General features: G+C 67.4%; 16 protein-coding genes. 8 read left to right on the top strand and 8 right to left on the bottom strand.

The genetic code is table 11. The features are described from left to right. Positions 1-25: 25 nt before the first annotated feature. The 6 genes from ACSQ9I_RS05250 to ACSQ9I_RS05225 form a co-directional block, all read right to left on the bottom strand. Positions 26-538, bottom strand: a complete 513-nt coding sequence (locus ACSQ9I_RS05250; protein ID WP_093109594.1) for a hydroxyquinol 1,2-dioxygenase — start codon at positions 536-538, stop codon at positions 26-28. Between the two features lie 192 nt (positions 539-730). Continuing rightward, positions 731-1,720: a UbiA family prenyltransferase gene (locus tag ACSQ9I_RS05245; RefSeq protein WP_436312473.1), complete on the bottom strand. Its 990-nt coding sequence runs from the start codon at positions 1,718-1,720 to the stop codon at positions 731-733. 38 nt (positions 1,721-1,758) lie between these two features. Next, the gene (locus ACSQ9I_RS05240) at positions 1,759-3,369 is read right to left on the bottom strand and encodes a hypothetical protein (RefSeq protein WP_436312472.1); all 1,611 of its coding nucleotides are present in this window, start codon (positions 3,367-3,369) and stop codon (positions 1,759-1,761) included. Between the two features lie 274 nt (positions 3,370-3,643). Continuing rightward, positions 3,644-4,594: a LysR family transcriptional regulator gene (locus ACSQ9I_RS05235; RefSeq protein WP_436312471.1), complete on the bottom strand. Its 951-nt coding sequence runs from the start codon at positions 4,592-4,594 to the stop codon at positions 3,644-3,646. A gap of 48 nt (positions 4,595-4,642) precedes the next feature. Then, positions 4,643-5,293 carry a peroxiredoxin family protein gene (locus tag ACSQ9I_RS05230; RefSeq protein WP_436302914.1) on the bottom strand — a complete coding sequence of 217 codons (651 nt, stop codon included), beginning with the start codon at positions 5,291-5,293 and terminating at the stop codon, positions 4,643-4,645. A gap of 22 nt (positions 5,294-5,315) precedes the next feature. Then, complete coding sequence (locus ACSQ9I_RS05225) at positions 5,316-8,486, bottom strand: adenylate/guanylate cyclase domain-containing protein (protein ID WP_436312470.1); 3,171 nt, start codon at positions 8,484-8,486, stop codon at positions 5,316-5,318. A 70-nt stretch (positions 8,487-8,556) separates the two neighbouring features. On the opposite strand from ACSQ9I_RS05225, the gene ACSQ9I_RS05220 reads away from it, so the two are divergent. Beyond that, positions 8,557-8,991: a DUF1841 family protein gene (locus ACSQ9I_RS05220; RefSeq protein ID WP_436302912.1), complete on the top strand. Its 435-nt coding sequence runs from the start codon at positions 8,557-8,559 to the stop codon at positions 8,989-8,991. On the opposite strand, the gene ACSQ9I_RS05215 is transcribed toward ACSQ9I_RS05220, so the two are convergent. Further along, the gene (locus ACSQ9I_RS05215) at positions 8,967-9,926 is read right to left on the bottom strand and encodes a LysR substrate-binding domain-containing protein (protein WP_436312469.1); all 960 of its coding nucleotides are present in this window, start codon (positions 9,924-9,926) and stop codon (positions 8,967-8,969) included. The two genes, ACSQ9I_RS05220 and ACSQ9I_RS05215, sit on opposite strands and share 25 nt — an antisense overlap. A gap of 101 nt (positions 9,927-10,027) precedes the next feature. Between ACSQ9I_RS05215 and pcaH the strand changes: the two genes are divergently transcribed. Together pcaH and pcaG are read left to right on the top strand one after the other, a co-directional pair. Further along, positions 10,028-10,729, top strand: coding sequence for a protocatechuate 3,4-dioxygenase subunit beta (gene pcaH, locus ACSQ9I_RS05210; RefSeq protein WP_093109586.1), 702 nt, complete (start codon positions 10,028-10,030; stop codon positions 10,727-10,729). Between the two features lie 17 nt (positions 10,730-10,746). Further along, positions 10,747-11,352, top strand: a complete 606-nt coding sequence (gene pcaG, locus ACSQ9I_RS05205; protein WP_436312468.1) for a protocatechuate 3,4-dioxygenase subunit alpha — start codon at positions 10,747-10,749, stop codon at positions 11,350-11,352. Between the two features lie 89 nt (positions 11,353-11,441). Here the strand turns inward: pcaG and ACSQ9I_RS05200 are convergent, their stop codons facing one another. After that, entirely contained in the window at positions 11,442-12,125 is a 684-nt protein-coding gene (locus ACSQ9I_RS05200) for a c-type cytochrome (RefSeq protein ID WP_436312467.1), read from the bottom strand. 149 nt (positions 12,126-12,274) lie between these two features. Here ACSQ9I_RS05200 and ACSQ9I_RS05195 point away from each other — a divergent pair, with 149 nt between their 5' ends. The 5 genes from ACSQ9I_RS05195 to ACSQ9I_RS05175 all read left to right on the top strand — a co-directional run bounded on the left by ACSQ9I_RS05195 (position 12,275) and on the right by ACSQ9I_RS05175 (position 16,240). After that, positions 12,275-13,117 (top strand): AAA family ATPase, encoded by an 843-nt coding sequence (locus ACSQ9I_RS05195; protein WP_093109583.1) that lies wholly within the window; start codon positions 12,275-12,277, stop codon positions 13,115-13,117. Then, positions 13,114-13,359 (top strand): hypothetical protein, encoded by a 246-nt coding sequence (locus tag ACSQ9I_RS05190; RefSeq protein ID WP_436302908.1) that lies wholly within the window; start codon positions 13,114-13,116, stop codon positions 13,357-13,359. Before ACSQ9I_RS05195 ends, ACSQ9I_RS05190 begins: the two co-directional genes overlap by 4 nt. Before the next feature lie 2 nt (positions 13,360-13,361). Then, entirely contained in the window at positions 13,362-13,970 is a 609-nt protein-coding gene (locus ACSQ9I_RS05185; RefSeq protein ID WP_436312466.1) for a GNAT family N-acetyltransferase, read from the top strand. 6 nt (positions 13,971-13,976) lie between these two features. Then, the gene (locus tag ACSQ9I_RS05180; protein WP_436302907.1) at positions 13,977-15,164 is read left to right on the top strand and encodes a vWA domain-containing protein; all 1,188 of its coding nucleotides are present in this window, start codon (positions 13,977-13,979) and stop codon (positions 15,162-15,164) included. 155 nt (positions 15,165-15,319) lie between these two features. Then, positions 15,320-16,240, top strand: a complete 921-nt coding sequence (locus tag ACSQ9I_RS05175; protein WP_436312465.1) for a 2OG-Fe(II) oxygenase — start codon at positions 15,320-15,322, stop codon at positions 16,238-16,240. Positions 16,241-16,301 lie beyond the last annotated feature (61 nt).

Genomic DNA, 16,301 nt, shown 5'->3' with positions numbered 1-16,301 from the left:
CGAAGTGCGCGCAGCCTGGGGGTGGTCAATGTGTCTGGCAGATCTCGGCCCACTTCTCGACCGAGAGTTCGCCCTTGCAGGTCTGCAGCACGATCACGCCGGGCTCGCCGGGCGCGCGAAACTGGTAGGCCGTGTTCTTGGGCAACAGGCCCTGGTGGCCGCGCGTGAGCTTCATCCAGCCCATCTTCTGGCCCTTGGGTTCGCCCTTCACGAGCACGGCGCCGTTCTTCTCTTCGTCGGCGACGGTTTGGGAAGCGTCGAGCTTGGCCAGGTGGATCTCGACCTCGCCATCCATCACCAGCGCGAACTCGTCGTGCGCGCAGGTGTACCAGGATGAGGCGCCTTCGGCGCGCAGGGTCTCGAGCACGTAGATCTGGTTCTGGCCGAACACGACCTTCTCGTAGGGCTTGCTCTTGCTCGCGATCTCGAAACAATTCGAGAAGGCGTAGTGGCGCACGTCGTCGGCGATCGGCTCGACATGGCCTTTGTCGAAATGCTTGAGGGACCCGAAGCGGGTCTGGTAGCCGGTAGTGGTCATGGGGCTTGTCTCCTGGGTCGTCGAAGCAGCGGTGTGCTGCGATGGCTGAACTCTAGGAAACGAAGGCCCCCTCGGGTAGGGCCTAAATGCGGGCCGCATTGTTCGGCAGATCCGGTCAATCCGCAGGGTTAACCCGGGAGCGGAACGAACGGATAGCGTCCTACTCGCTGGGATGAGGAGGCGGCAGGCCGCTCATGGAAGCCTGATGAAGCGCTGAGCGGTCAAGGGCTCGAGCACGGGAATGTTGACGAAGGTGCTGACCGCGAACGCCAGTCCCAGCAGCAGCACCAGCAACATGAGGCCGCGCTCCTTGAAGAGCTTCTCCGGCTTCTGGGCCGCCGAGCCGGGCTGCATGGAGAGCGCGAGGTACTGCCCGAAAAGCGCCACCACGAGCGGCATCAGGATGAGGTATTCGATGCGGTACTTCAGCAGGAAGACCGCCAGGAAGAAGGCCGACAGCATCGCGTAGACGAAACACGAGACCGTGAGCGAGGTGTCCGTGTAGCCCGCGAAGCTGACGCGATAGCGCGCGAGCAGTCCGCGGCCGTGCGAGGCCACGATCTCCCTGTACTCCGACAGCCGCTTCGCCGCCATGAGGAACGCGCCGCCCAGCCAGTAGGAAAGGATGACGGACCCGGGCGGCACGGTCGTCGGATCGATCATGGCCCAGCCGATCGTCAAGCGAAGGGGGTTGTTGACGGATTCCGAGATCACGTCGAGGTAGGCCTTGTCCTTGCTCCGCAGCGGCGGCACGTTGTAGACCAGGCCCTGCAGCGCGAACAGCACGGCGACCAGCAGCATCGTCCCGCTCGCCAGGTATGCGCTGCCGATGCCCAGGGCCAGCCAGCAGAACCACTCCAGCAGCACCCAGCGGCCGAGCAACTGGCGCTGGACGGCCGAGCGCTGCGACTTGGTCGGGTGGTGCCTGTCGGATTCACGGTCCAGCCATTCGTTGATGACGTAGTTGGCGGACGCGATGCCGACGGCCGAGAGCAGGCCGAGCACGACCTGCTGCGCGACGTCGTCGGCATGAACCCCGCGCAGCAGGTACGCCAGGACCATGCCGGGAACGATGAGGATGTGCTTGGTGCTGTGGTCCAGGCGTGCGATGGCGAGGTAGTCGGCGGGCCGTCCGGCTTGCCGGGCGGCGGGGCGCGAATGCGAGGCGGGTGCGGAAGACATGGGCGTTGCTGTGTTCCATTGTTCGATGGGGCCGGGTATCAGCGATCGAGCACGTAGACATCGAAGCTCTCGTCGCTGCAGCAGGCGGGCGCAAAGCGCTCGATGCGACGCGTGGCCGCAAGGAACCGCTCCACCTGTTCGGGGCTGGTGGACAGCGTCCAGCTGTAGCCCTCGGTGATCGTCCGCGCGGGTGCCGAACGATCCAGCCGCTCCGCGAGAAGGATGACGACCGGCTGGCCGGTCGAGTCGCGCACGCGATGCGCATCGGCCAGGATGTCGTCCAGAGTGAGGGACTGGCGGGCGCGCCGCGTGAACACGACAACCTTTCCGAATCGCTGCTCGCGCATCAGGTAGGTGCGATTCGCAACGTAGTACGCGAGCGGCTCGACCAGGTAGTCGGGATCGGCCAGGATCGTCGCGTCGCGCAATTCAGGTTGCCGCGCCATCAGCCGCCCGAAGTCACGGCTGCGGCTTTCCGGCGCATCGGCCTGGGCGAGTTGGGCCAGCTTGAAGAGTCCGCCCGGGACCTGGAGCAGAACGATGGCCACGAACAGCGCCGCGCCCACCTCGCCCACGCGCCGCCGCAGGGCGGAGCCGCCCGGCGACGGCGCGGCCTCGCGCCACACGATCCAGTACAGCGAAACGAGGAACATCAGCCAAAGCGCCTGATGCCGATAGCTTCCGGGATAAAGAAACGCAAAGAAGACGCAGAAGCCGAAAAGCGCCACCCAGGCGGCGACCAGTGCAGCGGGCCGGCGCACCAGCCCGAGCGCGCTTCCGACCATCAGCACCGAGGTCAGGAAGTAGAGCGCAAGGGTCCGGGGCTGATCCTCGCCGGACAGAGGCTCGAGCAGATCGCTGAAGAGCCGGTATCCGGACACTTCGCCGAACGAGGACGAGGGCAACAGCAAGGCCTTTGCCATCGCGGCAGCGGTGCCGCCTTCCGGCCGCGCGATCTGTGCCGCGTCGTTGAATGGCGGATAGATGGTCGCGACGCACAGCGCCGCGCCCAAGGCCGCGAGGGCCGCGTTCAGCGCGAAGTTGCGCCACGCGCGCGCTGGCGCGGGAGGCCGTTGCCAGGCCAGGTCGAGCATCCAGAAAAGCGCGAATGCGCCCGCCAGCAGCACGGCATGCGCGCTGGAGTTCGCGAGCACCAGCAGGAGCAAACCCAGCACGATGCCGCGGTCCCGATATCGTCTGTAGAGGGTGGCGAACGCGAACATCGCCAGCATGCCGATGCCGTAGTTGCGTGCCACCACCGCGTATTCGTACAGCCCGGCCTGGCCGAGCAGCACGCCAGCGGTCAGCACCCATCCGAACGGCGAGTGCCGTGTCAGCAGGCAGGCCGACGCGAGTGCCACCAGGAAGGACACGGCAGGCAGGACCACCGGCGACGCCACGACGGCGTGCGCTGCGCGCAGCAGCAGGTACCAGATCACAGGATGGCCTTCGCCCTGCAGGCCGCGCAGCATCGCCAGCACGCCCTCGCCTTGCAAGGCCAGCGACAGCGCGCGCACCTCATCGCGCCAGAACACGTGGCGCGACATGAGCGCGAGCACGAGCAAGGTCCAGACCGCCACCGTGGCGACAGCGAAGCCCTTGCCTGCTCCCGAGCGTGCCGGCGAGAAGACCCAGCCGGAAGTGTTCATTGATGGTCCCCTTGAACAGCCTGCGCCGCTCTCCAGCGGCAAGGCGCGCGGTCAATGCGACGCGGCCTGCGAGTTGCCCGCTTCTGTGAAACGCCGGTGTGAGTTTGTGAAGAGATGTGGCGCGCTTTTCATACCATGCGCTCGTGCCCAGAGCACGGCTCGTCGGCACCACATCGAAACACCAGAGTGCGCCATTGAAGGCCCGCCTTCTGTCAGCGAGATGTCAATGCTCTGTAGGAATTGCGCCAACGGCGGCGTTCAGGCGGCTCCGTATCTAAGCGTCTGCAATCAAATCGGCCGGCAGCAAGCCGCGCTCGATCATCGCGGCATCCCACGGCGGCACGCGCGAGAAGGCCGCGGTGATGTGCTCGATGAAAAGGCGCAGCTTGAAGGCGTTGCGCGAAGTGCCCGCATAGACCGCGCTGAGCGAGAACGAGGACAGCTGGTGTTCGGGCAGCACCACCTGCAGATCGCCGCCCAGGATCGCATCGCCCGCCACCAGCGTCGGCAGGCAGACGATGCCGGCATGTTCGAGCGCGTATTCGCGCAGCAGGTGCACGCTGTTGGTCAAGAGCGCGGCGCTCATGTAGATCGTCACCTGCTCGCCTTCGTGATGGAAGGTCCAGCGGTCGCGGGTCGGATAGCCGGAATAGAGGCCGAGCGTGTGCTTGTGCAGGTCGCGCGGACTCTGCGGCGCGCCGTGCGTGCGCAGGTACTCGGGCGTGGCGCAGAACACGCGGCGCACCGGGAAGAGCGGCCGCGAGACGAGTTCGGTGGAAGCGGCCGGAAAGATCTGCAGCGCACAGTCCACGCCGGTCTTGACCGGATCTACCACCGCGTCGCTCACGATCAGTTCGAGGTGGATGTCGGGGTAGCTGACCTGGAAGGCGCGCAGCAGCGATGCAAAGTGGCCGAGCACGAAGCCGGTCAGCGCGTGGATGCGCAGCGTGCCGGTCGGCCCGGCCCGCGCGCCGCGCATCTGGTCCAAGATGTCATTGGCCCGCCCGACCAGTTCGGTGCAGTCGCGCAGGAAGGCCTGCCCGACGTCGCTGAGCCGCACGACCCGCGTGCTGCGGTGGAAGAGCGGCGCGCCGACGTGGTCTTCGAGCTGCTTCACGCGGCTGGTGACCACCGACTTGGCCACCCGCATCTGCCTGGCGGCCTCGGCGAAGCTCTGGGTCTGCGCGACGCGGACGAATGTCTCTATGTTTTCGAGGCGGTCCATCGATTCAGCGCGACACCCATGCCGCCGGCGCGCCCGGCCTCTCTTCGCTCATTGCAGGGCGCGGGCAGCGCCGAGGATCACGTCTTCGGACGGGAGCTTGCCGATGCCGGCCATGCCCTCGGCGGCGCACTCGATGTCCATCCAGCGCACGATGCCGTCGCGATCGATCATGAACATCGCCTTCAGCTGCGGCCATTGCCGATCGATATCGGCCAGGTCGGCCGGCGTGTAGACGTAGCCGTCGAGTTCCTGCAGCACCCTGCCGGCCTCGGGGATCGGCAGCGGCTCGGGCAGTTCGCCGGTGGGGTTGATCCGGGTGGTCTCCATCTCCTGCATCATCGCCGGCGTCGGCTCGGGCTTCGGCACCCTGAACGCGCGGTGCGTCGTCAAATCGGGGTCGGACGCCAGCCGCAGCCGCGTCGGCCTGAACTTGAAATACAGCCGCGCATTCTCCGGCGCCGTCGCCACCACGGCCAGGCTCTCGACGCCCAGCGCCTTGAGCTTGCCCTCGAGCGCGCCGAGCTGCACGATCTGTCGTCGGCAGAACGGACACCACAGGCCGAGCATCAGCGAGAGGAACAAGGGGCTGCGCCCGCGGTAATCGGCGAGCGAAACGGTCTCGGGCCCGGCCACTGCCGGCAGCGCGAAATCGGGGGCGGGTTCGCCCGGCATCACGGGTTGACTCATCGCGGATGTCATGTCGAGGCTCCTTCCGGCAGGTTCAACAGAGGAACGGAAGCACCATCAGGGCGTCGGGCTCGAGGCCGGCGCGTTCGCAAACCGCCTGCGCCTTCGCGAGATAGGCCTCGGCCTCGGCCGGGCGCCCAGTGTCGAGATACAACGTTGCCAAACCATCGTAGCAGGGAAAGAGCAGTTGAGGCTCGTCGACCTGCTCGGCCAATTGCAACGCCTCCCGGTACCACGCGAAGGCGCGCGCATGATCGCCATGGCACTGGTGGATCTGGGCCAGCACGATCAGCGGCACCGCGAGGTGATCGAGCAGCCCGAGCCGGCGGTCCAGGCTGGCCGCGGCGTGCGCCGCAGCGATGCCCTCGGCCTCGCACCGATTGGTCAGCGCGCAGTAGGCCACCGCCAGGTTGGCATACAGCCGCGACTGGAAGCCGAGGTCACCGACCTTCTTGGCGGTTTCGAGTCCGCGCAGGCAGGTCTCGATGCTGCGCTGCGGATCGAGCGACGCGTACAGCACGCCCAGGTTGGTGTAGCCGCGGCAGGCCGCCTGCAGAAGGTTGTTGGCTTCGGCCTCGGCGACGCTGCTTTCGATATGCCCCACCGCCTCGACCGGCCGCCCCAGGCGCGCCAGCGCGATGCCGAGCGTGTTGCATGCCTCGGCGCGCACGACGTTGGCCTCACGCGTGCGCCCGGCGGCATCGGCGGGCACCTCGGCCAGCGCGCGCTGCGCCAGCGCCAGGGCGGTGGCGTTGTCGCCGGCACGAAAGGCGAGCCGGCCCATCTCCTGGAACAGGTGCGCGCGTTCGATCGCATCGCCGTCTTCGCCCAGGCGAGCCAGGCCGGCGTTGAAGCAGGCACCCGCGCGCTCGCGCTCGCCGGCCTCCCAGTGCAGGCCGCCGATCTTGCGCAGCAGGCGCGCAGCCCGCACCGGATCGCGCTGCCCTTCGACCGCCCGCTGCACGAGCTCGTAGTGCGCCAGCGCCTCGGCGCGCCGGCCCTGCAGGCCGAACAGGTCGCCGAGCCGCTCGCGCGCGTCGAGCTCCGCGGCCTCGACCTCGGCCGCTGCGGCAGCCGTGTCCACCGATGCCTCGGCCAGAGTGCGCAGCGCGCGCTCGTAGTGGCGGATCGCGTCGTCGTTCGCATAGACCGCGCGCGCCCAGTCGCCGGCGGCCAGCAGGTAGTGCGCGCCACGCGCCTTGTCCGGCGACCGGCTCCAGTGGTGGCCCAGCGCCTCCAGCTCGGCCAGGCGGCGCGGGCCGCGGCCTTCGCCATCGGCCGGGGCCTGCGCATCCGCGCCGAGCTCGGCTTCCAGCGCGCGGCCCGCGCGCTGGTGCAGCTCGGTGCGACGCGCCAGCAGCAGGTTTTGATAGGCCACCTCGTGCAGCAAGGCGTGCGTGAAGCGCCAGCGTTGTTCGCTGGACCCGTCGGCGCGAATCAGGTCGGCCACGGCCAGCCGGTGCAGCGCCGCCTCGGTCGACCTCGGCTCGCTCGCGATGCGCTGCAACAGCGCGCGGTCGAACTCGGCCCCCAGCACGGCCGCTTCCTGCAGCGCCCGGCGGTCCCCGGCGGCCAACCGGTCGATGCGCGACAGCAGCAGGCCATACAGCGTGGGCGGAACATCCGGCGCGTCGCAATCTGCCGCGCACACCCAGCGCCCTTGCTTGCGTACCAGCAGGCCACGGCCGGCCAGGCTGCGCACGACTTCCTCGACGAACAGCGGGTTGCCGCCGGCGCGGGCCGCGACGAAATCGCGCATCGGCGCCAGGCCGTCGTCGGCAGCAGGGGCTCCGAGCAGATGGTTCACCAGCGAGCGGGCGTCCTCGTCGCCGAGCGGGCCGAGCTCGACCGTCGAGTGCTCGGCGAGCAGGGTGCGCAGCGCGCGCCCATCGGGGCGCTGCGAGACCAGCAGCATCAGGGGCCGGTCCGCCAGCTGGTCGACGACCTCGCGCAGCAGGTCCACCGAGGCCGCATCGGCCCATTGCAGGTCGTCGATGACGACCATGACCGGCTGCCGCGCCAACCGCCGCTCGAGCAAAGCGCGCGCCGCCAGCGTGATCTGGCGCTGCAGCTGTTCGGGTTCGATGTCGCGGGGGCGGGCCTCTTGAATGCCGAGCAGGTAGTTCAGCACCTGCGCCACCGCATCGGCCTCGTCCGCATCGGCACCCAGGGCCTGCAAACCCTGTTGCAGCTTGCGCCGGGCCGCCTCCAGCGTGTCGGCCTCCTCGACGCGGTAGGCCTCGCGGAACAGCGCGCCGAAGGTGCCGTAGGTCGGCTCTCCGAGCGACGAGCAGGTGGTGCGGCGCACGACCGTCGCGGCGAACCGGCCGTCGCTTTCGAGCCGCGCGAACAGCTCGGCAAGAAGGCGCGACTTGCCCGCGCCGGCCTCCCCGGTCACGCTGACGAGCTGGGCCTGGCCGCGCTGCATGCGGTCGAATGCGGCCAGCAGGCACGCGATCGCCGCGTCGCGCCCGACCAGCGGCGCCGCCAGTCCGAGTTCGGCCAGGCCGCGCGCGGAGGCCAGATCCGTGCGCGCGCCGGCCAGGCGGTGAACCCGCATCGGCTGCACCTTGCCGCGCAGCGCCAGCTCGACGGCCGGCTCGAAGGCGAAGCGGTGCCGCACCATGGCCTGCGTCGCCTCCGACACCAGCACCGTGCCCGGCTCGGCGGCCGCGAGCAGCCGCGAGGCGGTGTTCACGGTATCGCCGGTGACCGCGTAGGCGCTGCCGGCGCCCTGCCCCAGGCTGCCGGCCACCACCGCGCCGGTGTGGACGCCGATATGCAGCGTCACGGGTCGCCCGAGGCGCGCCGCCCACTGCCGGCTCAAGCGGTCCACGCGTTGCATCATTTCCTGCGCGGCCTCGAGCGCACGCAGCGGATCGTCCTCGTGCGCACGCGGCGCGCCGAACACCGCCATCACCGCATCGCCGACGAACTTCTCGACGAAGCCGTCGTAGTGCGCGATGGCCTGCGCCATCGTCTCGAACAGCGCGTTCTGGAAGCTGCGCAGCGTTTCGGGATCGAGCCCTTCGGCCAGCGAGGTGAAGCCCGTCAGATCGGCGAACAGCACGGTGACCTGGCGTCGGTCGCCCTCGTGCTCAGAGTTGTTCTGCGCCGGATGGCGCGCCGCGCCGCAGCGCGGACAGAAGGCGAAATCCGAGTCGCTGACGCAACCGCACGCCGGGCAAAGACAGGTCGTGGCCATTGGAGCCCGATGCTGCGCCACTTCCGTCCCTTGCGCCACTGGCAAGCATGCTTGCTGCTAACCTCGACGCATGTTCAATCCCTCCCAAGAGGAAGTGCGTCGTTTCTTCTGCGACGTCTTCGCCAAGAGCCGCCAGGGCCTGCCGATGGAAGCGCTGGAAATCATCGCCAGCCGCTGGATCGACGAACACCCCGAGTACCACGCCGACCTGGTCGATGCCGATGCCGCGGTGGCGCGGGTCTACGACGGCAAGGACGGGCGCGAGAACCCGTTTCTCCATCTCTCGATGCACCTGTCGATCAGCGAGCAGTGCTCGATCGACCAGCCGCGCGGCATCCGCCAGGCGGTCGAACTGCTGGCCGCGCGCCGCGACTCGCTGCTCGATGCGCACCACGAGGCGATGGAATGCCTGGGCCGGATGATGTGGGAGAGCCAGCGCGCCGGCCGGCCGCCCGACGGCGAGGCCTACGTGGCCTGCGTTCAGCGGCGCGCCACCCGCGACTGAGCCATACCGGCCTCGCGCAGCAGCGCGATCAGCGCCTGCCGCGCGGCCAAGGGCTCGGCATCGCTGCGCAACAGCAGACCGACCGGCTCTTCGGTGCCGGCGGTGTCGATCGCCAGCCGCACCAGCTGACCGCTTGCCAGGTCGTCGCGCGCGGCGCCGATGGGCGTGAACCAGACGGCGTCGGAACGGATCAGCAGCGCGCGCGCCACCGAGAGATCCAGCGTCTGCGTCACATGCGCGGGCAGGCGCAGGCCCAATCCGGAAAGAAAGCTCTCGGTGTGGTGGCGCGGGATGGTGCCTTCTCCGTAAATGACGAGCGGATGGCGCAGCACCTCCTGCACCGAGGGCGCGCCGCTCGCCAGCGGATGGCCGGCGCGCGCCACCAGCGCCAGCGGCTCGGTGTAGAGCAGCTCGAAGGTGAGCCCCGCCATCAGCTGCGGGTCGCTCATGCGGCCGGCCACCAGGTCCAGCTCGCCCGCGCGCAGGGCATCGAGCAACGGGCCGTTGGCGCCGGTCTGCACCAGCACCTGCAGCGTGGGCAGCCGCTCGCGCAGCGCCGCCAGCGCAGCAGGCAGCAAGGACGGGGCGACGCTCGGCAGCGCGCCGATGCGCAGGCGCTGCGGGCGCGTGCCCGACGCCGGCATCACGGCCTCGGCGCTGGCATCGAGCGCTTCCAGCACGCGCAGCGCATGCGCCAGCAATTGCTCCCCGGCCACAGTGAAGCCCTGGATGCCGCGCCGGCCGGCGCTGCCGCGTTCGACCAGCCGGGCGCCGGCCAGGGTTTCGAGCTCGGCCAGGGTCTTCGATACCGCCGGCTGGCTCAGCGCCAGGCGCTCGGCCGCCCGCGCCAGATGGCGTTCCTGCGCCACCGCCACCAGGCAGCGCAGGTGCCGCAGCTGGACGCCACGGACGAAGGCTTCGGAACTGGCCGCCATCGAATTACTGTTGGTTATGAAAAATCGCCAAGACGTCAATTTACATCAGCAATGCGCATGAATAGAGTCGGGTTCATCCCCACGATCCCGGAGACAAGCCCATGACCACACTCACGCCGCGCGACTGGCCCAGCCATCCCTCCTACGTTTATTCCGGCTACAAGTCGACCGCGAAGCGCGGGCCGCTGCAGCCGCTGATTCCGCTGAAAGCCTCGCTCGGCGAACTGCGCCAGCCGGTGTACGGCCACAGCAGCATCGGCGAGCTCGACCACGACCTGACGCGCAACGCGCGCAAGAACGGCGAGCCGCTGGGCGAACGCATGATCCTCACCGGCCAGGTGCTCGACGAGCGCCGCCGCCCGGTGCGCAACACGCTGGTCGAGCTGTGGCAGGCCAACGCGGCCGGCCGCTACGTGCACAAGGTCGACCAGCACGACGCGCCGCTGGACCCGAACTTCCTCGGCGCCGGCCGCTGCCTGACCGACAACGAGGGCCGCTACCGCTTCCTCACCATCAAGCCGGGCGCCTACCCCTGGGGCAACCATCCCAATGCATGGCGGCCGCAGCACATCCACCTGTCGCTGTTCGGCGAGCACTTCGCGAGTCGCCTCGTGACGCAGATGTACTTCCCCGGCGATCCGCTGATGCAGTACGACCCCATGATCACCGGCACGCCGGAGAAGGCGCGCAACCGACTGGTCTCGGACTTCAGCCTCGACGTCACGGAGGACGGCTATGCGCTCGGCTACGTGTTCGACATCGTGCTGCGCGGCGCCGACGAAACGCCCTTCGAAACCCGTTGAGCCAGGAGACACGCACCATGATGAGCGCACTCGAAACCAATTTCGGCCAGACCCCTTCGCAGACGGTCGGCCCCTACTTCGCCTACGGCCTCACGGCCACCCAGTACGGCTACGACTTCGACCAGCCTTTCGACGCAGTGCTCGCGCTCGATGGCGCGCGCGGCGAACGCATCCGGATCGAGGGCCGCGTGATCGACGGCGACGGCAAGCCCATCAACGACGCGCTGGTCGAGATCAGCCAGGTCGACGGCACCGGCGCCTATCCGAAGTCGGTCGAGGATGCGCAGGCCATCGGCTTCCGTGCCTTCGGCCGCGCCGGCACCGGCACCGATCCTCAGAACCGCTTCGTCTTCCACACCGTCAAGCCCGGCGCCGAGACGGCGGGCGAAGCGCCGCGCATCAACGTGATCGTGCTGATGCGCGGCATGCTGCTGCACGCCTTCACACGCATCTATTTCAGCGATGAGGCGAAGGCCAATGCGGAGGACAAGGTGCTTGCGAGCGTACCGGCCGAGCGCAGGAAGACGCTCGTCGCCGAGCGCAGCGAGACGGGCGGGGCCGTGACCTATCGCTTCGACATCCACATGCAAGGCCCGCAAGAGACCGTCTTCTTCGATGTATGAACGACGGCTGACAACAAAAAAGCCCGAGAGGCTGGACAAAAACAAAGCCCGCTTGAAAGCGGGCTTTGTCCTTCTGTGGTGTGCGCTTCTTATTTGGCCCGGTGGATGCGCGATTCCGGCACCGTCTTCAATTCGCCCGGCAGCGAGCTGATGTAGCTGGCCAGTTCCTTGAGTTCGGCATTGCTGAACTTCTTGGCCTGGCCGCTCATCACGCCGTTGGAGCGGCCGATCTGCAGGTTCTTGTCGACCTTGTAGGACCTCAGCGCCACGTAGAGGTAGTCGGCATGCTGACCCGCCAGCTTGGCCACCGTGCCGTCGTTCGGGGTGTTGAAGTTGACGCCGTGGCACTTGGTGCAGGCGTTGTCCTTGTCGCGCGAGATGAGGGCCTGCACGCGTTCGCTCGGCTGCTTGACGGCGGTGGCCGGCGGCGCGTCGCCTTCGTGCACGCCGAGCTGGCTGTAATAGACGGCGAGGTCGGCGATGTCCTGCTCGCTCAGCGTGTCGGCGATGGCGCGCATGGTCGGGTGCTTGCGGTCGCCGCCCTTGTAGGCTGTGAGCGCCGAGGCGATGTAGGTGGCGCTCTGGCCCGCGATCATCGGGACCTTGTGGATCTCAGGGAAGCTGGCCTGGTAGCCGATGATGCCGTGGCAGCCCACGCACATCGCCACTTTCTTCGAGCCGTTTTCGGCATTGCCCGTGATCTTCTGAGCTTGGGCCGAGACCGTCACGCAAGCGACAGCGAAGGCAAACATCGTGGTCAACAACTTGTTCATTTTGCGCGCACAATCTCGTGGAGATACAGATTTCAGATCAACTTTTGATTATATGCGGGGGTCCTCTGCGGCCCCATGCGTGAAGCACCGGGCGTTGCGCGTCGCAGTTGAATGATGTGTCATTTCATCCACCCTGCTCCACGCCACTCATGAAATTCAAGGGTTCCGACAACTACGTCGCCACACAGGATCTGATGCTCGCGGTCAACGCCGCCATCACGCTCAAGCGCCCGCTGCTCGTCAAGGGCGAACCCGGCACCGGCAAGACGATGCTCGCGGAAGAAGTGGCGCAGGCACTCGACCTGCCGCTGCTCCAGTGGCACATCAAGTCGACCACCAAGGCCCAGCAGGGCCTCTACGAATACGACGCGGTGAGCCGGCTGCGCGATTCGCAGCTGGGCGACGCACGCGTGAAGGACATCCACAACTACATCGTCAAGGGTGTGCTGTGGCAGGCCTTCACCTCCGACGAGCCAGTGGCGCTGCTGATCGACGAGATCGACAAAGCCGACATCGAATTCCCGAACGACCTGCTGCGCGAGATCGACCGCATGGAGTTCTACTGCTACGAGACGCGCGAGCTGATCCGCGCCAAGCACCGGCCGGTGGTCTTCATCACCTCCAACAACGAGAAGGAGCTGCCCGACGCCTTCCTGCGCCGCTGCTTCTTCCACTACATCAAGTTCCCCGATGCCGACACGATGAAGAGCATCGTCGCGGTGCATTTCCCCGGCCTCAAGCAGGAGTTGCTGGCCTCGGCCATGAAGACCTTCTACGACGTGCGCAACCTGCCGGGCCTGAAGAAGAAGCCTTCGACCTCCGAGCTGCTCGACTGGCTCAAGCTGCTGGTGGCCGAAGACATTCCGCTCGAGGCGCTGCAGAGCAAGGACGACAAGGTCGCGGTGCCGCCGTTGGTGGGCGCGCTGCTCAAGAACGAGCAGGACGTGACGCTGTTCGAGAAGCTCGTCTTCATGCAACGCCACAACCGATGAGCGAAGACCGCCAACCCACCCGCCAGTTGCTGCTGCTTGGCGTGGCACAGGCGGTCATGTTCGTCGTTGGCGCGCTCCTGGGCCGCTGGCTCGGCCTCGCGCTCGGCTTCGACGCCCTGGGCAACGGCGGCTACAGCAACAGCGCCATTGCCGGCATCCTGCTGATCGGCCTCGGCGGCGGTGGCGGCGTGCAGATCGCGCGCGCCTGGTACACGCGCAAATACGGCTCTCCGAGGAGTTGACGATGGGGTTTGTCGAGCCAGTCACGCTCAGCTCGCGCGGCATCGCGCTGGTGCCGCTCGCGCTGGCGCACGAAGAAGGCCTGCGCGCCGCAGCGGCCGACGGCGAGCTGTGGAAGATCCGCGTCACCTCGGTGCCCGAGCCGCAGGACACGCGCGGCTACATCGAGAGCGCACTGCAGATGCGCGAGGCCGGCAACCGCTTCGCCTTCGCGGTGACCGACGAAGCGAGCGGCGCCGTGCTCGGCTCGACGAGCTATCACGACATCCTGCCCGCGGTGAAGCGCGTCGAGATCGGGTACACGTGGTACGCCAAGCGCTGCCAGCGCACGCACGTCAACACCACCTGCAAGCTGCTGATGATGACGCACGCCTTCGATACCCTCGGCTGCCACGTTGTCGGCTGGCGCACGGACAATTTCAATCACGCGTCGCAGCGCGCCATCGAACGCCTCGGCGCCAGGAAGGACGGCGTGATCCGCGGCCATGCCCTACGCCGCGACGGCACGATCCGCGATACGGTGATGTACAGCCTGCGATCGGGCGAGTGGCCCGAGGTGTGCGCCCAGTTGCTCTATCTGCTGGACAAGCCGCGTCCCGAACCCAAGGAGTGATGCGCCATGCTGATCGACTTCTTCTACACCCTGCGCTCGGCCAAGCTGCCGGTCTCGGTCAAGGAATACCTGACCCTGCTCGAAGCGCTGCAGGCCGACGTGGTCGGCCCGAACTCCGACGATGCCTTCGGCCTCGACGACTTCTACTACCTCTCGCGCACCGCGCTGGTGAAGGACGAGAAGCACTACGACAAGTTCGACCGCGCCTTCGCCGCCTACTTCAAGGGCGTCGACCTGGTGACCGACTTCACCAAGGAAGTGCCGCTCGACTGGCTGCGCAAGACGCTGGAGCGCGAGTTCACGGCCGAGGAGAAAGCCAAGATCGAGAAGATGGGCTGGGACGAGCTCATGGAAACGCTCAAGAAGCGCTTCGAGGAGCAGAAGGAGCGCCACGAAGGCGGCAGCAAGTGGATCGGCACCGGCGGCACCTCGCCCTTCGGCCACGGCGGCTACAACCCGCAGGGCGTCCGCATCGGCGGCGCGGGCAAGAACAAGAGCGCGGTCAAGGTGTGGGACCAGCGCGCCTACAAGGACTACGACGACAGCCAGGAACTCGGCACGCGCAACATCAAGATCGCGCTCAGGCGGCTGCGCAAGTTCGCGCGCGAGGGCCACGAGGACGAGCTGGACCTCGACGACACGATCCGCTCGACGGCGGCCAACGCCGGCTACCTCGACATCAAGATGCGGCCCGAGCGCCACAACAACGTCAAGGTGCTGCTCTTGATGGACGTGGGCGGCACGATGGACGAGCACATCCAGCGCGTCGAAGAGCTGTTCTCGGCCGTCAAGACCGAGTTCAAGCACCTCGAGTTCTATTACTTCCACAACTGCGTCTACGACTTCATGTGGAAGAACAACCGGCGCCGCTTCTCCGAGAAGTTCGCGACCTGGGACATCATTCGCAAGTACAACAAGGACTACAAGCTGGTCTTCGTCGGCGACGCCACCATGAGCCCCTACGAGATCCTGCAGCCGGGCGGCAGCGTCGAATACAACAACGAGGAAGCCGGCGCCGAGTGGATCCAGCGCCTGACCCACGCCTTCCCGAAGTTCGCATGGATCAACCCGGAGCCGCAGGGCGTGTGGCAATACCGGCAAAGCATTGCCGTGATGCAACAACTCGTGTCGCATCGCATGTATCCGCTTACTCTCAAGGGCCTCGAAGAGGCCATGCGGCTGCTGTCAAAATAGCCCACCGCACGCAGCAAGCACGCGGCGGGATAGGCCATCCGTAGGGCCGCAAACGCGTAAAAAAGTTGTCACAGCGTTGAGACCTCAGGTTACAGTTAACACCTAAGGATTCAAATATGGCGTTTTGTTGACGCTGCGTCCGCAGGAGGTGTGCCATGTCTGCCGTGCTTTCTTTTCCGCTGGACTCCCCGGTACTCGAGCAGCCTTTGGCCGGCGCATTGCTGGAAGCGCGATTCCAGCCACCGGCCGATTTCATCAGCATCCGCGGCGTGCGCCTGCCGCGTGCCGAGCTCGTCGACCGCTCGCTTTTTGCACCCGAGCAGCGCGAACGCCTGCACCAGAAGTTGCTGGCCGCCTCGCCGTTCCCGCACCTGGTTCTCGAGAACATCTTCCACCCGACCCTGCTGGAGCTCGTGGCCGAAGAGTTCGACATGCTTCCCGGCGGCGGCTGGGCCGACATCAAGACCCAGTACGAATCGACGCGGCGCTCGGTGCTCGGCGTGGCGCTGGGCCCGGCCTCGCAGCTGTACTTCGACATCATCAATTCGGGCTGGTTCATCGACTGGCTGTCGTCGCTCAGCGGCGTCGACTACCTGCTGCCCGATCCCAAGCTATTCGGCGGCGGGCTGCACGAAAGCAGGACCGGCGCAACCTTCGCCGTGCACCGCGACTTCAACCGCCACCGGCATCTGGGGCTGAAGAACGAGATGGTCTTCATCACCTACCTCAACAAGGGATGGGACCCGGCCTGGGGTTCCGGGCTCGAACTCTGGGACAAGAAGCAGGACCGCTGCGTGACCACCGTGCAGCCCGAGTTCGGCCGCACCATCGTGCTGCCGCACGGCCCCGCGAGCTACCACGGCCACACCAAGCCGCTGCAGGCGCCGGACGGCCGGCCGCGCCGTTCGGTCGCCGCCTACTACTACACCAGCCCGCTCGCCGGCAAGCAGCACGGCGACGAATCGGCCTCGGTCTTCATGAAGACGCACCGCGTCGACCGCGTCAAGGCGCTGGCCCGCATGCTGACGCCGCCTGTGGTCTGGCTGCTGGCGCGAAAGGTCAGCGGGCGCGCCTGAAAAAGGAGCCCCGCGCTCCCCCGCCCGTCGAGGGCGCCCTGCGCATGCTGTCAAAATGGCC

This window comes from Variovorax sp. LjRoot84, assembly GCF_964254305.1.
Classification (GTDB): domain Bacteria; phylum Pseudomonadota; class Gammaproteobacteria; order Burkholderiales; family Burkholderiaceae_C; genus Variovorax.
The sequence above is the reverse complement of the archived record's forward strand: the minus strand, read 5'-3'. Positions and strand labels throughout refer to the sequence as shown.

Coding starts and splice junctions, on each gene's coding strand:
- ACSQ9I_RS05235 (WP_436312471.1), bottom strand. CDS start 4,594: ATGGACCGCCTCGAAAACATAGAGACATTCGTCCGCGTCGCGCAGACC.
- ACSQ9I_RS05230 (WP_436302914.1), bottom strand. CDS start 5,293: ATGACATCCGCGATGAGTCAACCCGTGATGCCGGGCGAACCCGCCCCC.
- ACSQ9I_RS05240 (WP_436312472.1), bottom strand. CDS start 3,369: ATGAACACTTCCGGCTGGGTCTTCTCGCCGGCACGCTCGGGAGCAGGC.
- ACSQ9I_RS05195 (WP_093109583.1), top strand. CDS start 12,275: ATGAAATTCAAGGGTTCCGACAACTACGTCGCCACACAGGATCTGATG.
- ACSQ9I_RS05190 (WP_436302908.1), top strand. CDS start 13,114: ATGAGCGAAGACCGCCAACCCACCCGCCAGTTGCTGCTGCTTGGCGTG.
- pcaH (WP_093109586.1), top strand. CDS start 10,028: ATGACCACACTCACGCCGCGCGACTGGCCCAGCCATCCCTCCTACGTT.
- ACSQ9I_RS05215 (WP_436312469.1), bottom strand. CDS start 9,926: ATGGCGGCCAGTTCCGAAGCCTTCGTCCGTGGCGTCCAGCTGCGGCAC.
- ACSQ9I_RS05225 (WP_436312470.1), bottom strand. CDS start 8,486: ATGGCCACGACCTGTCTTTGCCCGGCGTGCGGTTGCGTCAGCGACTCG.
- ACSQ9I_RS05175 (WP_436312465.1), top strand. CDS start 15,320: ATGTCTGCCGTGCTTTCTTTTCCGCTGGACTCCCCGGTACTCGAGCAG.
- pcaG (WP_436312468.1), top strand. CDS start 10,747: ATGATGAGCGCACTCGAAACCAATTTCGGCCAGACCCCTTCGCAGACG.
- ACSQ9I_RS05250 (WP_093109594.1), bottom strand. CDS start 538: ATGACCACTACCGGCTACCAGACCCGCTTCGGGTCCCTCAAGCATTTC.
- ACSQ9I_RS05180 (WP_436302907.1), top strand. CDS start 13,977: ATGCTGATCGACTTCTTCTACACCCTGCGCTCGGCCAAGCTGCCGGTC.
- ACSQ9I_RS05245 (WP_436312473.1), bottom strand. CDS start 1,720: ATGTCTTCCGCACCCGCCTCGCATTCGCGCCCCGCCGCCCGGCAAGCC.
- ACSQ9I_RS05220 (WP_436302912.1), top strand. CDS start 8,557: ATGTTCAATCCCTCCCAAGAGGAAGTGCGTCGTTTCTTCTGCGACGTC.
- ACSQ9I_RS05185 (WP_436312466.1), top strand. CDS start 13,362: ATGGGGTTTGTCGAGCCAGTCACGCTCAGCTCGCGCGGCATCGCGCTG.
- ACSQ9I_RS05200 (WP_436312467.1), bottom strand. CDS start 12,125: ATGAACAAGTTGTTGACCACGATGTTTGCCTTCGCTGTCGCTTGCGTG.